The sequence below is a fragment of the Mycobacterium kyogaense genome (assembly GCF_036946525.1).
Classification (GTDB): domain Bacteria; phylum Actinomycetota; class Actinomycetes; order Mycobacteriales; family Mycobacteriaceae; genus Mycobacterium; species Mycobacterium kyogaense_A.
The window spans coordinates 185,540-201,635 of record NZ_JAQIIY010000009.1; the positions used below are offsets into that span (position 1 = coordinate 185,540).

Consider the following 16,096-nt stretch of genomic DNA (forward strand, 5'->3'; position numbering starts at 1 on the left):
AGTACCCAGCCCCGTATCCGGCCCGTGCCCGCCCGCGAGCGTCACCCCGCCTGAAGGGTCAGGGGCGCACCGGGATCCTTGGACAGCGGCACGTTCTCCCGCTGCAGCAGCCACGACGCGATGTTGTGGAACAGCGGCGCGGCGGAAGAACCGGGCGAGCCGTCAGCCGCGCGGTGCGGCGCATCCATCATCACGCCCACCACGTAGCGGGGGTCGTCGGCGGGGGCCATGCCCGCGAACGTGATCCAGTAGACGTCGTCGTAGTAGCAGCCGCAGGCCGGGTTGATCTGCTGCGCGGTGCCCGTCTTGCCCGCGATCTGGTAGCCCTCGACCGCCGCCGCGGGACCGGTGCCCTGCTGGATGCCCATCGGGTCGCGCTGCACCACCGCGCGGAACATGTTGCGGACCGTGCGCGCCGTCTCCGGGGACACCACCCGGACACCCTCGGGCTGGGGTTCGTCGGTGCGGGTGCCGTCCGCGGCGATCGTCGCCTTCAGGATCCGCGGCGGAATCCGCACACCGTCGTTGGCGATGGTCTGGTAGATGCCCGACATCTGCAACAGGGTCATCGAAAGACCCTGTCCGATCGGAAGATTGGAGAACGTGCTGCCCGACCACTGATCGATGGGCGGAACCAGACCCGCACTCTCACCCGGCAGGCCGACGCCGGTGCGCTGACCGAGCCCGAACTTGCGCAGCATCTCGGCGTATTTCTGCGGACCGACCCGCTGCGCCAGCATGAGCGTGCCGACGTTCGACGACTTCCCGAACACGCCGGTGGTGGTGTACGGCATCACCCCGTGGTTCCACGCGTCGCGGACCGTGACGCCGCCCATGTCGATCGAACCGGGAACCTGCAGGACCTCGTCCGGAGTGGACAGATGGTTCTCGATGACCGACGCGGCGGTGATGATCTTGTTGACCGACCCCGGCTCGAACGGCGAGGAGACCGACAGATTGCCCAGTTCCCGGGTGGACTGCTTGCTGATGTCCTGAGAGGGGTTGAACGTGTTGTCGTTCGACATCGCCAGCACCTCACCGGTTTTGGCGTCGAGTACGACGGCGGAGACGTTCTTGGCCCCAGAGGCCTCCTTGGCCATCTGGACCTGCTGCTGGACGTAGAACTGGATGTCGTCGTCGAGGGTGAGCATCACCGTCGACCCGTTCACCGCGTCGTGGCGGTTGCGCAGGCTGCCCGGGATCATGACGCCGTCGGAACCGCGGTCGTAGGTGACCGAGCCGTCGGTGCCGGCGAGCACGGAGTCCATCGAGTCCTCCAGGCCGAGCAGGCCGTGGCCGTCCCAGTCGATGCCGCCGACGACGTTGGCCGCCAGCGACCCGCCCGGATACTGCCGCAGGTCCTGCCGCTCGGCACCGACCTCGGGGAAGTCGGTGGTGATCGCGTCGGCGATCGCGGGATCGACCGCGCGGGCCAGGTACACGAACGTCTCGTTGCTGCGCAGCTTCTTGAGCACCGTGGCGCTGTCGGGTTTGTTGCCCAACCGCTTCGCGACGCCATCGGCGATCTGCCGCAGACGCGCGTCGGGTTGCGGCACGGCCACCCCACCGTCGGTGGCGCCGTCCTCGGCCGCGGCTTTGGCGTTCTCGGCGGCCTTGTCGTAGGCCTCCTGCAGCTGCTTGCGCACCCGCTGCGGCTGGAACGTCAGCGCGCGGGCCTCGATGGTGAAAGCCAGTTTGTCGCTGTTGCGGTCCACGATCGAGCCGCGCAGCGCGGCGTCGATGTCGGTGACCTTGAGCTGGCCCGCGGCCTCGGCGCGCAACCCGTCGGCCTTGGGCACCTGCAGCGTGAACAGCTGGGCGGCGGCGAGCACGAGCAGCAGGAAGATCACCGCGTTGCCGGTGCGGTGCCGGAAGACGAAGGACGCGCTACGCAGCCCGCTGGCAGTCTGGCTGGGCTGGCGCACCCGGCGCGACCGCGCCGAGCGTTCGGCACCGGCCGCGCGCGTCGTTCGGCGCGCGGGCTGCGCCTTGCGACTCATGCCGGCGGGCCCGGCACCGGTGCGGTGAGGTCGACGGGCGCGGCGGGCTGTGCGGGGACGGCAGGATCGGCCGGCGCCGGGATCGGCCCGGGCAGCGCACCGGAGACCGCATGAGGCACCTCCGACGACTGGGGGGCGCCGGGCGCAGCAGCGGGAAGCGGCGGTACCTGACCCGGGAGCAGCGGCGCCTGGCCGGGTAGCGGCGCAGTGAGGGGCATGATCTGCGACGGTAGCCGGACCGGGACCTCAGATGGCGTTACGACGCGCGGGGCAGGCGGCGCGGGCGGAGCGGGTTCGGGCAGCGGCGCGTTCAGCGGGGGCGGCGGCACACCCTCGGCAGGCTTGGGAGTGCCGACGACGACCCAGTTGCCCGAGGCGTCCTGCACCAGATGGGCGGTATCGCGCGACGGGATCATCCCCAGATTGCGGGCGGCCTCGGCCAGCGCGGGCGCGGCCTGCGCCTGCAGCACATCGCGTTCCAGGGCTTCCTTCTGTTGCAGCAGAGCCTGATTGACCTGGCGCGCATGGCCCAACTGATAGGACCGCTCGGCGGCGTCGGTCGAGAGCCACAGCGTGACACCCAGACCCAATCCCAGGCAGCCGATGACAAGGACGACGAACGGAACCCGGGCGACGAGGCGGCGCGGGTTCAGATCGATCGAGTCGAGACGGACCAGGATCCGTTGCTTCAGCGGTGGCCGGACGACCTTGGGCGCCTTGGCCTTCCGCGCCTTCGCGCGAGCCTTGGCCTGGCTCGCGGTCTTCGGACGCGCCGGAGTGTCGGTCAGCCGCTTGATCGGCGTGGTGCTCGGTGCGGGCCTGCTCCGGTCGGCGCGTCGCCGCGGCTCCCGCTCCCCGGCACGTGCGCGCGGAGACGCGTCGACGGGCGCGCGCCCGGCATCGCGGACCGGGCGGCGTCCGGCCTTCTTGGCCGTGCCCGCGCCGCGGGAGGACGTACGGGCCTCGTCGGCCTTGCTCGTTTTCGGGCCCGCCTTGGCTGTTCTCTGGGTCTTCATGAGTGTTACTGCCCCCCAACTTTTTCCAACGCGCGCAGCCGAACCGGAGCGCTTCTGGGATTGCGATCGATCTCCTGCGCACTCGCGCGTTCCGCGCCGCGGGTCAGCGCGACGAATTCTGGTCCGTGGCCGGGCAATTCGACCGGCAGACCGGCGGGTGTCCGTGACGCCGTCGCCGCGGCGAACTCACCCTTGACGATGCGGTCCTCCAGGGACTGATAGGCCATCACCGCGATGCGTCCGCCGGACCGTAGCGCGCGCAACGCTTTCGGGATGGCCAACCGCAGCGCGTCGAGCTCCGCGTTGACCGCGATGCGCAGCGCCTGGAACGTTCGCTTGCCGGGGTGCCCGCCGGTGCGGCGGGCCGGTGCCGGGATTGCCTGGTAGAGCAGCTCGACCAGTTCACCGGTCGTCGTGAACGGGGTGACGGCGCGGCGGCGCACGATGTGAGCGGCGATGCGCCCCGCGAACTTCTCCTCGCCGTACTCACGCAGAATCCGCGCGATCTGCTTCTCCTCGTAGGTGTTGAGGATGTCGGCGGCCGTCAGCGGCGCCTCGGAATCCATCCGCATGTCCAGCGGCGCGTCGGTCGAGTAGGAGAACCCGCGCTCGGGCTGATCGAGCTGCATCGAGGACACCCCGAGGTCGAACAGGAATGCATCGACCTGCGTCAGCTCGAACCCGTCGTAGCGGGTGCGCACCGCGGTGAACCGGTCACCGAACGGGGCGAGCCGCTCGCCGGCGATGCGCAGCGCCTGGGGGTCGCGATCCAGTCCGATCACATGCAGCGCGGGGAAGTCCGTCAGGAATCGTTCGGTGTGCCCTCCGGCGCCGAGGGTGGCGTCGACGAGCGTCGCACCGGCGCCGTCGGCGCCGCGCCGGGTCAACGCCGGCGCGAGGAGCTCGACGCAGCGGTCGAGCAGAACCGGAACGTGCGGCTCGTCGGTCATCGCGGCACCCTCAGCGATCGGGGCGGCCCCTGCGGCGAGGTCCCTGTCCGAGAGCACGGACCTGACGTCGGGGAAGTACGTCAGGGCCGGTTCGGGCAGAGGCCGCGCCGCAAGGGCCTGCGGGGCCAGGTCAAATGATGTCGCCGAGTGCTTCATCGCTGGCCGCGGAGAAGTTCTCTTCGTGAAGTTCCTGGTAGTCCTGCCATGCCTGGGCGTCCCAGATCTCGAGGAAGTCGATCGAGCCGATGACCACGCACTCCTTGCTGAGGTTCGCGTAGCGGCGGTGATCGGTGGAGAGCGTGATCCGGCCCTGGGCGTCCGGATACTGCTCGTCGGTGCTGGCGGCCAGGTTGCGCAGGTACGCGCGTGCCTGCGGATTGCCCCGCTTGGCCCGGCCGGAGATCTCGGTGACCATCTCCTCGAACTCCGCCCGCGGATAGACAGCCAGGCTGTGATCTTGACTCTTGGTGACCATCAACCCTCCTGCCAGTGCGTCGCGGAACTTGGCGGGCAACGTCAGTCGCCCCTTGTCATCGAGCTTGGGCGTGTAGGTGCCGAAGAACATCTCGCCACCTCGCTCAGATCTCGCCCTGGCGGAACCCCGGTCGCTCCGTTGTCCGCCACTTTACCCCACAATCCCCCACTTTGCGCCGAACCGCGGCCGACATGTCGCGCGCGTCCCCACTCGTACCAGGTCGGGACGAATTCACGGGAGATTCGGCCGACAGGGCGAACGCCCCGCCGGCACGCGAAAGCGCAGCTCAGTGTCCTCGAAAAAGACGCGAAGGGGCGCAGTGGGGGGTGGTGGGGCAAAAAAGAGGGGCAGCCCTGGCGGGCTGCCCCTTACATGCGCGGAGTGCTACTCGTCGAAACGGCGGCGGAAGCGGTCTTCCATCCGGCTGGTGAACGAGCCGCCACCACCCTTGGCCCGTTTCTGCCGATTCACCGGGCCACCCTCGGCAGCCGGACGCTCGCCCGCGGCGCCGACCCGTGGTCCGGTGATCGCGAACACGACACCGCCGAACATCACGATGAACCCGATCACCGACAGGATCGGGAAACTGCCGATCATCGTCGCCTTGAACGCCACACCCGACACCAGCATCGCGAGACCGACCACGAACAGTGCGGCGCCCTGCAGGCGGCGCCGCGTCGACGGCGCCCTCAAGGTCCCGCCACGAACGCTCGATGCGAACTTGGGGTCCTCGGCATAGAGCGCGCTCTCGATCTGATCGAGCATGCGCTGCTCATGATCGGAGAGTGGCATTCGTCCCTCCCTCTTGCCGTGGGGGCGTCTCAGTCGTTCAAACATCAGGGTGTGCCCGTGTGGACGGGCACGCAACGTCAATGATACGAGCAGAATCTGAGCCGTACCACCTACTTCGGTCCCTGATTCTATGACGAGGGACTGTCGACGGACGACGCGCGTCATGGTTCGCTGCGATCCGTCCGATAATGGTGGCGGCCACCGGGTCCACGCAGGGAAAGGCAGATACTTGGCGACGCATCTGATCGAGCTGTCGCCCGCCGATATGCAACGCCGTCTCGGCGACGCCCTGTCCATCTACGTCGACGCCATGCACTATCCCCGCGGCACCGAGGAGCAGCGGGCCTCGATGTGGGTCGAGCACACCCGTCGACACGGGTGGAAGGCGGTGGCCGCGGTCCAGACGAGCGACGACTCCGGCGGCGAGACAGGTCTGGCAGATGCCCCCATGCTCGGCGTGGCCTATGGCTACTGCGGCGCGCCCGACCAGTGGTGGCAACAGCAGGTCGTCGCCGGGCTGCGCCGCAGCGGAGCCGACTCCGCACGCATCGCGACGCTGATGACCAGCTATTTCGAGCTGACCGAGCTGCACATCCTGCCGAAGGCCCAGGGTCGTGGGCTCGGCGAGGCGCTGATCCGCCGACTGCTGGAACAACGCCACGAGGACCACGTGCTGCTGTCGACGCCCGAGATCAACGGCGAGGCGAACCGGGCCTGGCGGCTCTACCGCCGGCTCGGCTTCGGCGACGTCATCCGTGGCTACCACTTCTCGGGAGATCCGAGGGCGTTCGCGATCCTCGGTCGCGCTCTGCCGCTCTGAGCCCTGATCCCGGCGGCCGTCTGGCACGATGACCGGGTGCGTAACCGCCACCGGACCTCCAGGCGTGTCCTCTCGATGGTTCTCGTGCTGCTGGTGCTGGCACCCTCGCTGATCGGGTGCGTCCGGGTGCGCACATCGCTGACGGTCTCCCCCGACGACCGGGTGTCCGGTCAGATCGTCGCCGCGGCCAAACCGCGCGACGACAGCGACAGAGGTCCGCAACTGCTCAACAACCTGCCGTTCGCGCAGAAGGTCGCGGTGTCGGACTACGACCGCGACGACTACGTGGGCTCCCAGGCCGTCTTCTCCGACCTGACGTTCGCCGAACTCCCCCAGCTGGCCGGCATGAACCGCGACGCCGCCGGCGTCGACATCTCGCTTCGCCGCGCCGGCGACCTCGTCATCCTCGAAGGCCGCGCGGACCTGACCTCGCTCAGCGACCCGGAAGCCGACGTGTCGCTGTCGGTGTCCTTCCCCGGCGAGGTCACCTCCACCAACGGCGACCAGGTGTCCTCCGAAGTCGTCGAGTGGAAACTGCGGCCCGGCGTCGTCAGCACGATGAACGCCCAGGCCCGCTACACCGATCCCAGCGCGCGCTCGTTCACCGGCGCCGCGATCTGGCTCGGCGTCGCCTCGGTGATCGTCGCCGGAATCATCGGCGCACTCGCCTACAACAGCCGGGACCGCTCGCCACGACCCGGGCAACCCGAGGAACAGCCCCGCTAGACGCCGCGGCGACCATCGACCGGTCGCAGGCTCTACGCTGAGCACTCGAGACGATCGCGAGAAAGGGGCGCCCGCTGAGCGTGCATGCTGATGCCAACGACACTGCGGCACCGTCGGCCGTCGAGCTGGCCGCGGCCGTCACCGAACAGCTTCGCGGCTACCTGCAGGAGCGGCGTCGCGACGCGGCCTACATCGGCGCCGACTACGCGGTCCTGACCGAGGCCCTCGAAGAATTCGTGCTGCGCGGCGGCAAGCGGCTGCGCCCGGCGTTCGCGTACTGGGGGTGGCGCGCCGTCGCCGGCACCGAACCCGACGCCGGCGTGCTGCGCCTGTTCTCCGCGCTGGAACTCCTGCACGCGTGCGCACTGGTACACGACGACGTGATCGACGCGTCGGCGACCCGACGCGGACTGCCCACCGTGCACCGGATCTTCTCCGACCGGCACCGCGACCAACGCTGGCACGGCTCCCCCGAGCAGTTCGGGCTGTCGGCAGCGATCCTGCTCGGCGACCTGTCCCTGGTGTGGGCCGACGACATCGTCACCACGGCGCCCATCGAGGCCGACGCACGAGCCCGGGTCCAGCGGGTGTGGGCCGCGATCAGGACCGAGGTGCTCGGCGGGCAGTACCTCGACATCGTCAACGAGGCCAGCGGCGCCGACACAGTGGCCGCGGCATTGACCGTCAACACCTACAAGACGGCCTCCTACACCATCTCGCGTCCGCTGCAGTTCGGCGCCGCGGCCGCCGCGGACCGCCCCGAGATCCAGGACGCCTTCCACGAGGTGGGCACCGGTCTCGGGATCGCGTTCCAGCTGCGCGACGACGTGCTCGGCGTGTTCGGCGATCCGGCGGTCACCGGGAAACCGTCCGGAGACGACCTGCGCTCCGGCAAGCGCACGGTGCTGCTGGCCGAGGCCATCGCGCTGGCCGAGGAGCGGGACCCGGTCGCCGCCAAACTGTTGCGCACCTCCATCGGCACCGATCTGTCCGACGACGCGGTCACCGAACTGCGCGCCCTGATCGAATCCGTCGGCGCGCTGGCCGCCGTCGAGAATCGCATCGAGACCATGACCGCAACGGCCATCGGCATTCTCGACTCCGCACCCATCGACGCGCACGCGCGCGCGGGGTTGATCGGGCTCGCCAGATTGGCCGCGAACCGCACCGCGTAGGCATGACGACACCCACGCTCTCCCCCGCACCTCCGCTGCAGCGGTTCCGCCACTTCGCGGCGTCGCCGGCAGCCAAGCCCGCCTGGATCGGCGCACTCGGGGCGCTGCTGGTCACCGCCGGCGGTCTCGGCGCCGGCAGCACCCGGCTGCACGACCCCGTCCTCGAGTCGATGCACCTGTCCTGGTTGCGATTCGGCCACGGCCTGGTGTTCTCGTCACTGCTGCTGTGGAGCGGCGTCGCGCTCATGCTCCTGGCCTGGCTGTGGCTCGGCCGGGACGTGATCGCCCGGACCGCAACGCACTACACAATGGTGGTCACCACCGGCTTCTGGTTGGCTCCGCTGCTGCTGAGCGTGCCGCTGTTCAGCCGCGACACCTACTCCTACCTCGCGCAGGGCGCGCTGCTGCGCGACGGGTTCGACCCCTACCTCGTCGGTCCGATCGACAATCCGAACTCGTTGCTGGACAACGTCAGTCCGATCTGGACCACGACGACGGCACCGTACGGGCCCGCCTTCATCCTCGTCGCCAAGTTCGTCACACTGCTCGTGGGCAACGACGTCGTCGCCGGCACGATGCTGCTGCGGCTGTGCATGCTGCCCGGCCTCGCCCTCCTCATCTGGGCGGTCCCGCGGGTGGCCCGCCACGTCGGCGCCAACACGGCAGCCGCACTGTGGATCTGCGTGCTCAACCCGCTGGTGATCATCCAATTGATGGGCGGCGTGCACAACGAGATGCTCATGGTCGGCCTGATGATGGCCGGGATCGCGCTGTGCTTCGGCGGTCGGTGCGTGGCCGGTGTGACGCTCATCGGGGTCGCCGTCGCGGTGAAAGCCACCGCGGGCCTGGCCCTTCCGTTCATGGTGTGGGTGTGGGCGCGTGCCCTGCAGCAGCGGCGCGGTTTCTCGGCCGTCAAGGCCTTCCTGGTCGCCACCGCCTCAGCCGTGGTGGTGTTCGCGGCCGTGTTCGCCGTGCTCTCGCTGGCCGCCGGCGTGGGCCTGGGCTGGCTGACCGCGCTCGCGGGCTCGGTGAAGATCATCAACTGGCTGACCATCCCCACGGCCATCGCGAACTTCGCCAACGCTGTCGTCGGTCTCGTGATCCCCGTCAATTTCTATGCCGTGCTGGACATCTTGCGCATCATCGGGATCGGGATCATCGCCATCTCGGCACCCGTGCTGTGGTGGCGCTACCGCCGCACCGACCGCGACAACCTGATGGGTATCGCCACGCTGATGGTGATCGTGGTGCTGTTCGTCCCAGCGGCGCTGCCCTGGTACTACACCTGGCCGCTCGCGGTGATGGCGGCACTGGCCCAGTCGCCGCGGGCGATCGCGCTGATCGCAGGCTTCTCGACGTGGATCACGGTGATCTGGCGGCCCGACGGGGCCCACGGCATGTACTCGTGGTTCCATGTCGCGCTCGCGACGGCCTGCGCGGTGGGCGCGTGGTACTGGCTGCACCGCGCACCGGCAGGGCTCAGTACGCCATCGCCTGCGCCCGGCGAACCACCTCTCGAGCCTGATGCGAATGCAGCGCGTCCACCGGGCGCGCATTAGCCAGCCCCTCGGTCTCGCCGTCACGCCGGATCGTCAGTGACGGGTCCGGGGTGAACAGCCACCGCACGATCTCGGTGGCGTGGTAGCCGCCGTCGTGCAGCACCGAGAGCAACCCCGGCAACGGCTTGACCACGTGACCCTTGTCGTCGAAGAAGGCCGTCGGGACCACCACGTCGCGCCCGCGGCGCACGGCCACCAGGTGACCCTCCCGCAGATGCTGGTGCACCTTGCTCACCGGAACCTTCAACAGGCGCGCGACCGTGGGCAGGTCGTAGACGTCCTCGTCGGGTGACAACACATCCTCGGCAGTCGGAATGCTGCTCATCGCACAGAGTCTAGGCCCACTGTCCCTGTGTTCGGGGCACCTGGCGATGCCCGCTTGGCGGGTCGGCGGCGTCGCGGCTCGTACCATGAGTCCGATGGAAACCTTCCAGCCGACCGGCGGGCTGACCGGCGCAGTGCTGGACGGGCGCTACCGAGTCGGCGCGCTGATCGCCACCGGCGGCATGTCCGCGGTGTATCGCGGAGTCGACCTGCGGTTGGACCGCCCGGTCGCGTTGAAGGTGATGGACAGCCGCTACGCCGGCGACGAACACTTCCTCACCCGGTTTCAGCGTGAAGCCCGCGCGGTGGCGCGGCTGAAGGACCCCGGCCTGGTCGCGGTGTACGACCAGGGCGGCGGCGCCCGGGGTGGCGAACCCCCGTACCTGGCGATGGAACTCGTCGACGGCGGCACGCTGCGCGAACTGCTGCGCGAGCGTGGCCCGATGCCGCCACATGCGGTGGCCGCGGTGCTGCGCCCTGTGCTGTCCGGCCTGGCTGCGGCCCACCGCGCCGGACTCGTGCATCGCGACGTCAAACCGGAGAACGTGCTCATCAGCGACGACGGCGAGGTCAAGATCGCCGACTTCGGCCTCGTGCGGGCGCTGGCCGAAGCCAAGATCACCTCGACGAGCGTGATCCTGGGCACCGCTGCGTATCTCGCGCCCGAACAGGTGTCCGCCGGCGACACCGACGCCCGCGGCGACGTGTACGCCGCCGGTGTGCTCGTCTACGAATTGCTCACCGGCAGCACACCGTTCACCGGGGACAATCCGCTCGCGGTGGCCTACCAGCGACTGGACCACGACGTCCCACCGCCGAGCAGCCGAATCGCCGGTGTGCCACGGCAATTCGACGAGCTCGTGGCGTGCGCCACGACACGTGACCCGGCGGGCCGATTCGCCGACGCCGCCGAGATGGGCGAGGAACTCGACGTCATCGCGACACAACTGGGACTACCCCGGTTCACGGTCCCTGCGCCGCGCAACTCCGCGATGCACCAGTCGGCATCCGTCGACGACGCGCCGACGACGAACCTCGCGAGCCCACGGCACACCCGGGTCATGGAGCGCGACGAGGCGCCCGCAGTCGAGCCTGTGGAACAGGAACCGGACGACGACGAATACCGGCCGCTGACAGGGCGATTCGCCGGGATCGACCTCGAGGAGTTCTACTGGGCCCGCCAACGGGCCCGGCGAGTGCTGCTGTTCTGGGTGATCGCGGTGCTCACGCTGGCGGGGCTGGCCGGCGCCGGCGCCTGGACGCTCGGCACCAACCTGCCCAACCTGCTCTAGTCCCGCAGCATCTCCGCGACCAAGAACGCCAGCTCCAGAGACTGCTGCGTGTTCAGTCGCGGATCGCACGCCGTCTCGTAGCGGCCCGCCAAGTCAGTGTCCGAAATGTCCTGCGCACCACCGAGACACTCGGTGACGTTCTCTCCGGTGATCTCGACGTGGATGCCGCCTGGGTGCGTGCCCAGCGCGTGGTGCACCTCGAAGAAGCCCTGCACCTCGTCGACGATGCGATCGAAGTGGCGGGTCTTGTATCCGGTCGAGGACTCGTGGGTGTTGCCGTGCATCGGGTCGCACTGCCAGATCACCTGATGCCCCGACGCCTCCACCTTCTCGATGATCGCCGGCAGCGTGTCGCGGACCTTGTGGTTGCCCATGCGGCTGACCAGGGTCAACCGGCCCGGCTCGTTGTTCGGATCCAGCCGCTCGACGTATTCGACGGCCAGCTCGGGCGACGTCGAAGGCCCGATCTTGATACCGATCGGGTTCGCGATCACCTCGGCGAACGCGATGTGGGCGCCGTCGAGGGCCCGCGTGCGCTCACCGATCCACACGTAGTGCGCGGACAGGTCGTAGAGCTTCGGGCCGGTCGCCGACTCGATGTCCATCCGCAGCATCGCGCGCTCGTAGTCGAGCACCAGCGCCTCGTGGCTGGCGAAGATCTCGGCGGTGTCGAGGTTGCGGTCGTCCACCCGGCAGGCACTCATGAACCGCAACCCGCGGTCGATCTCACCGGCCAGCGCCTCGTAGCGCGCGCCGGCGGGCGACGTGCGGACGAACTCGCGATTCCACTCGTGAACGTGGTGCAAGGAGGCCATCCCCGACGAGGTCAGCGCCCGCACCAGATTCATCGCGGCGCTCGCATTGGCGTACGCCCGCACCAGCCGCGACGGATCATGTTCGCGGACCGCGGCATCGGGGGCGAACCCGTTGACCATGTCACCGCGGTAGGACCGCAGACCCAGCGCGTCGGTGTCCGACGAGCGCGGCTTGGCGTACTGGCCGGCGATACGGGCCACCTTGACCACCGGCATGCTCGCGCCGTAGGTCAGCACCACCGCCATCTGCAGCAGCGTGCGGATGTTGGCCCGGATGTGCGGCTCGGTGTTGTCGACGAACGTCTCGGCGCAGTCGCCGCCCTGCAGCAGGAACGCCTTGCCGCGCGCCACGTCGGCCAGCTGGGCCTTGAGCTTCTCGACCTCCGACGGCACGGTCACCGGGGGCACACTCTCCAGCACTTTGCGCATCGCGGCGGCCTGCCCGGCGTCCCAGCTCGGCTGCTGCAGCGCCTCGCGGGCCAGGGCCGCGTCCAGGCGCGCACGCAGATCCTCGGGCAGCGGAGGCAGCGCAGGCAGCTGGTCGATGGGTACGTCGACGGTCCAGTTCACCCACCCATGGTAACGGCGGGTCAAAACCGCTTTTCGTCGGTGATCAGCCGGTACCGGACCAGGTTGTGCTTCGCGTCGACCAGTGCGTCGTGGGCGTCGCGCGGCCGCGGCGGCATCCGCGGGCTGCCGGCGTCCTCCCAGTACTGACGCAACTCGCGGGTGAACCGCGGCATCGCCGGCGGCAGATCCGTCATCGGACCCCACAGCTGACACAGCACCACGTGGTCGTAGGCGCCCACCCAGGCCCACAGCTCGATCGGTTCGTCACCGTCGACGCCGAAGAAGTCCTCCAGCTCCGAGCGGATCTGACGCCGGGACCGCCACAGCTTCGACGCCGGGGACGGGAGCTTGGGCAGCACGTTCTTGCGCACCCACCGGCCGGCGCGCTCGGGGTCGAACTCGGTGGAGATCGCGTAGTACTCGCGACCGTCCTCGGCGGCGACGCCGATCGAGATCAGCTCGATCGTGCGCCCGTTGTCGATGAACTCGGTGTCGTAGAAGTACCGCATCACGCGACGTCCCTGCTGGGCGCCGGTGCGGCGTGGATCTCGCGGTCGAGTTCCTGATCGACCTTGGCGTCGTCGGGGAACTTCGGCATGCCCGAGATCGCATCCTGCAGCCACAGCTTGGCCTGGATGACCGGCCGGCGCAGCCAGCGTTCCCGCTCGAGCGCGCGGTGCATCTTGCGTGGCCGGTTCGTGTAGCGCCACCGCGCCCACGGCGCGTGCGGGCGGGACAGCCGGAGCGCGCCGACCAGCAGCAGCGGGGTGATGAACATGCCGACCAAGCCCGTCCACACCTTCCCCTTCATCAGCACGATCACCGCGAGCAGCAACGTGACCACCGCCGAGCCGATCACGATCGCGCGCGCGGCGACGGTCTGATCGTCGCGCCAGATCGTCACGTCGAAGAACGACAACGGATTGAAACCGAGAATCAGCAGGCCCGCCACCGCGACGGCGACGAACACCGCGTCGACCGACGCCCGGCCGTCTTCGGACCAGTAGACGTCCGACAGGTGCAGGATCAGCGCGAACTCGTCGAGCACCAGTGCCGCGCCGATCCCGAAGACGATCGAGGCGGCCGTGAACTCGGGTACTCCCCCGTCGACCGCCAGCGTGACCATTGCGACGCCGGAGACCATGACCAGGATCACACCGATCACCACGTGGTGGATGTGCAGACCGCCGCCGCCGGAGATGTTGCGCGGCTGCCACCATTTGCGGGGCGCATCGCTGTCGGCGTGGCTACGGATGTACCGCACGATCGTGCGGGTCACGAAGAACGTCAGGATGAACGCGACCAGGCAACACACCAGCGGCAACCGCGAGTACGGAATGCCGTCGGGTAGCCCGAAGTCGAAGTCCAGCGTCGGATGCACGTGGAGAACGTACGCCAAAAGTCCCGTCGACCTGCGCGTGTCGCGGCCCGGGGTCGCGCCGGTGCGGCGGTGGGCACCGATAGTCTGGTCGGCGACATGAGGACGTTGCGGGCGGGTTGGGTGCCGGCGCTGGCCTGGCGGCTGTTCTGCCTGCTGGCGGCGATCGCGCTGGTCGGGGTTGGGTGGCGGCTGCTGGGCCACGTCCCCTACCGGATCGACATCGACGTCTACCGCATGGGCGGACGGGCCTGGCTCGACGGTGCGCCCCTCTACGCCGACGGGGCGATGTTCCACACCCGCGGCGGCATCGACCTGCCCTTCACCTATCCGCCGCTGGCCGCGGTCGTGTTCTCGCCGTTCGCGATGCTGAGCCTGGAGGCGGCCAGCGTCGCGATCACCGTGACCACGCTGATCCTGCTGCTGGTGTCGACGGTGATCGTGCTGACCCGCTTCGACGTGTGGCCGACTACGCAGATCACCAGTCAGCCGGCGTGGCTGCGGCGTTGCTTTCTCGCCGCCGCGATCGTCGCGCCCGCGGTGGTCTACCTGGAGCCCATCCGCGCCAACTTCGACTTCGGCCAGATCAACGTCGTGCTGATGACGCTGGTGATCGCCGATTGCGTGCCGCGTCGCACACCGTGGCCCCGAGGGTTGCTACTGGGCCTGGCGATCGCGCTGAAGCTCACCCCCGCGGTGTTCCTGCTGTACTTCCTGCTGCGCCGGGACACCCGAGCGCTGCTCGTGACCGTGGCCTCGACCGCGGGGGCGACGCTGCTGGGCTTCGCGTTCGCGTGGCGTGACTCGTGGGAGTACTGGACCGAGACCGTGCGCAACACCGACCGGATCGGCACCGCGACGCTGAACACCAACCAGAACATTGCGGGCGCGCTGGCCCGGCTCGGGCTCGGCGAAGACGTGCGCTTCGTGGTGTGGACGGTGCTGTGCTTCGCGGTGCTGGCGCTGACGGTGTGGGCGGTGCGACGGGCATTGCGCGCCGGGCAGCCGGTGCTTGCGTTGATGTGCGTGGCGATGTTCGGCCTGGTGGTGTCGCCGGTGTCGTGGTCGCACCACTGGGTGTGGACGCTGCCGGTGATGGTGACGACGGCCGTGCTCGCAGCCCGGTTGCGGCACGTCGGCCTGGCGGCGGTGTTCGTGGTGGGGTTGGCGTTGATGGTGTGGACACCGATCACGCTGCTGCCCGAGCATCGCGAGACCACCGCGTCGCTGTGGCGCCAGCTCGCCGGTTCGTCCTATCTGTGGTGGGCGCTGGCGACGATCGTCGTCGCCGGGACCGTCACGGCCGGGCCGCCGCGCAGCCGGGCGGCCACCAGCCCACTGGCCGCGGAAGCGCATTCCGGGCTGTGATCTGACGCCGATCGCAGCCACGGCTTCTCACTGGGTGTGGTGAGACACCGATCTAGCCGGCGGCGGCCTCCGGGAAGCGGGTCGGCGGCTTGGCCGCCTCACCTTTTCCCTCTTTGATGTCGGCCGCGTAGAGGTCGACGTACTCCTGGCCGGACAACTGCATGAGCTCGTACATGACCTCATCGATGACGGCACGCTCGATGAAGCGATTACCGGCAAGGCCCTCGAAGCGGGAGAAGTCCATCGGGGCGCCGAACCGGACCGTCACCCGGCCGAAGCGCCACATCTTGCTGCCGGGCGGATTGACGACGTCGGTGCCGATCATCGCGACCGGGATCACGGGGACCTGGGTCTCGAGCGCGAGGCGGGCCAGACCCGTCTTGCCCTTGTAGAGCCTGCCGTCCGGCGAGCGCGTGCCCTCCGGATACATGCCCAGGAGTTTGCCCTGGCTCACGATGCGCTGGGCGGTGGTCAGCGCGCTCTGCGCACTGTCGGCGTCGGTGCGGTCGATCGGCACCTGCCCGGCCACGGTGTAGAACCAGCGGGTGAACCAGCCCTTGAGCCCGGTCCCGGTGAAGTACTCGGCCTTGGCCAGGAACGTGATACGCCGGTTCACCACCAGCGGCAGATAGAAACTGTCCGCGACTGCCAGATGGTTACTGGCGAGGATCACCGCGCCGTTGGCCGGAACATGCTCCAAGCCTTCGACTTTGGGCCGGCCCAGCATGGTCAGCAACGGCCCCATGAAGACGAACTTGAACAGCCAGTACCACATGGACCCTCCAGTTCACCCGACCGCGACGCTCTGCGCCAACTTTACCCACGCCATGTGCCGG

Annotated in this window: 16 protein-coding genes; 6 read left to right on the forward strand and 10 right to left on the reverse strand. The window is 69.1% G+C overall.

The genetic code is table 11. The features are described from left to right. Nucleotides 1-41 precede the first annotated feature (41 nt). From PGN37_RS08070 to PGN37_RS08090, 5 genes are all read right to left on the reverse strand, one after another. On the reverse strand, nucleotides 42-2,000 hold the full coding sequence (locus tag PGN37_RS08070; protein WP_335330498.1) for a peptidoglycan D,D-transpeptidase FtsI family protein: 1,959 nt from the start codon (nucleotides 1,998-2,000) through the stop codon (nucleotides 42-44). Beyond that, entirely contained in the window at nucleotides 1,997-3,016 is a 1,020-nt protein-coding gene (locus PGN37_RS08075; RefSeq protein WP_335330499.1) for a hypothetical protein, read from the reverse strand. Before PGN37_RS08075 ends, PGN37_RS08070 begins: the two co-directional genes overlap by 4 nt. Before the next feature lie 5 nt (nucleotides 3,017-3,021). Next, nucleotides 3,022-3,966 carry a 16S rRNA (cytosine(1402)-N(4))-methyltransferase RsmH gene (gene rsmH, locus PGN37_RS08080; protein WP_335330500.1) on the reverse strand — a complete coding sequence of 315 codons (945 nt, stop codon included), beginning with the start codon at nucleotides 3,964-3,966 and terminating at the stop codon, nucleotides 3,022-3,024. 130 nt (nucleotides 3,967-4,096) lie between these two features. Next, nucleotides 4,097-4,531 carry a division/cell wall cluster transcriptional repressor MraZ gene (locus PGN37_RS08085; protein ID WP_335330501.1) on the reverse strand — a complete coding sequence of 145 codons (435 nt, stop codon included), beginning with the start codon at nucleotides 4,529-4,531 and terminating at the stop codon, nucleotides 4,097-4,099. A gap of 294 nt (nucleotides 4,532-4,825) precedes the next feature. Continuing rightward, on the reverse strand, nucleotides 4,826-5,233 hold the full coding sequence (locus PGN37_RS08090; protein WP_335330502.1) for a DUF3040 domain-containing protein: 408 nt from the start codon (nucleotides 5,231-5,233) through the stop codon (nucleotides 4,826-4,828). A 229-nt stretch (nucleotides 5,234-5,462) separates the two neighbouring features. On the opposite strand from PGN37_RS08090, the gene PGN37_RS08095 reads away from it, so the two are divergent. The 4 genes from PGN37_RS08095 (at nucleotide 5,463) to PGN37_RS08110 (ending at nucleotide 9,513) form a co-directional block, all read left to right on the forward strand. Then, nucleotides 5,463-6,053, forward strand: a complete 591-nt coding sequence (locus PGN37_RS08095) for a GNAT family N-acetyltransferase (RefSeq protein ID WP_335330503.1) — start codon at nucleotides 5,463-5,465, stop codon at nucleotides 6,051-6,053. Nucleotides 6,054-6,128: 75 nt separating this feature from the next. Continuing rightward, entirely contained in the window at nucleotides 6,129-6,779 is a 651-nt protein-coding gene (locus PGN37_RS08100) for an LppM family (lipo)protein (protein WP_335330504.1), read from the forward strand. Between the two features lie 80 nt (nucleotides 6,780-6,859). Next, nucleotides 6,860-7,954 (forward strand): bifunctional (2E,6E)-farnesyl/geranyl diphosphate synthase, encoded by a 1,095-nt coding sequence (idsA2, locus tag PGN37_RS08105; protein ID WP_335330505.1) that lies wholly within the window; start codon nucleotides 6,860-6,862, stop codon nucleotides 7,952-7,954. A gap of 2 nt (nucleotides 7,955-7,956) precedes the next feature. Further along, nucleotides 7,957-9,513 carry an alpha-(1->6)-mannopyranosyltransferase A gene (locus PGN37_RS08110; RefSeq protein WP_335330506.1) on the forward strand — a complete coding sequence of 519 codons (1,557 nt, stop codon included), beginning with the start codon at nucleotides 7,957-7,959 and terminating at the stop codon, nucleotides 9,511-9,513. Here PGN37_RS08110 and PGN37_RS08115 read toward each other — a convergent pair. Further along, nucleotides 9,434-9,838: an Rv2175c family DNA-binding protein gene (locus PGN37_RS08115; protein ID WP_335330507.1), complete on the reverse strand. Its 405-nt coding sequence runs from the start codon at nucleotides 9,836-9,838 to the stop codon at nucleotides 9,434-9,436. The genes PGN37_RS08110 and PGN37_RS08115 overlap by 80 nt on opposite strands. A gap of 85 nt (nucleotides 9,839-9,923) precedes the next feature. Here PGN37_RS08115 and PGN37_RS08120 point away from each other — a divergent pair, with 85 nt between their 5' ends. Continuing rightward, nucleotides 9,924-11,129, forward strand: a complete 1,206-nt coding sequence (locus tag PGN37_RS08120; protein WP_335330508.1) for a protein kinase domain-containing protein — start codon at nucleotides 9,924-9,926, stop codon at nucleotides 11,127-11,129. Here the strand turns inward: PGN37_RS08120 and PGN37_RS08125 are convergent. Genes PGN37_RS08125 through PGN37_RS08135 form a run of 3 tightly spaced genes read right to left on the reverse strand, consistent with a single transcriptional unit; the run spans nucleotide 11,126 to nucleotide 13,895 of the window. Beyond that, nucleotides 11,126-12,514 (reverse strand): class II 3-deoxy-7-phosphoheptulonate synthase, encoded by a 1,389-nt coding sequence (locus tag PGN37_RS08125; RefSeq protein WP_335330509.1) that lies wholly within the window; start codon nucleotides 12,512-12,514, stop codon nucleotides 11,126-11,128. The genes PGN37_RS08120 and PGN37_RS08125 overlap by 4 nt on opposite strands. Before the next feature lie 20 nt (nucleotides 12,515-12,534). Then, nucleotides 12,535-13,023: a polyadenylate-specific 3'-exoribonuclease AS gene (locus tag PGN37_RS08130; protein WP_335330574.1), complete on the reverse strand. Its 489-nt coding sequence runs from the start codon at nucleotides 13,021-13,023 to the stop codon at nucleotides 12,535-12,537. Beyond that, entirely contained in the window at nucleotides 13,023-13,895 is an 873-nt protein-coding gene (locus PGN37_RS08135) for a hypothetical protein (protein ID WP_335330510.1), read from the reverse strand. Before PGN37_RS08135 ends, PGN37_RS08130 begins: the two co-directional genes overlap by 1 nt. 96 nt (nucleotides 13,896-13,991) lie before the next feature. Here PGN37_RS08135 and PGN37_RS08140 point away from each other — a divergent pair, with 96 nt between their 5' ends. After that, nucleotides 13,992-15,260: a glycosyltransferase 87 family protein gene (locus tag PGN37_RS08140; protein ID WP_335330575.1), complete on the forward strand. Its 1,269-nt coding sequence runs from the start codon at nucleotides 13,992-13,994 to the stop codon at nucleotides 15,258-15,260. A 52-nt stretch (nucleotides 15,261-15,312) separates the two neighbouring features. Here the strand turns inward: PGN37_RS08140 and PGN37_RS08145 are convergent, their stop codons facing one another. Beyond that, nucleotides 15,313-16,035: a lysophospholipid acyltransferase family protein gene (locus PGN37_RS08145; RefSeq protein ID WP_335330511.1), complete on the reverse strand. Its 723-nt coding sequence runs from the start codon at nucleotides 16,033-16,035 to the stop codon at nucleotides 15,313-15,315. Between the last annotated feature and the right edge of the window lie 61 nt (nucleotides 16,036-16,096).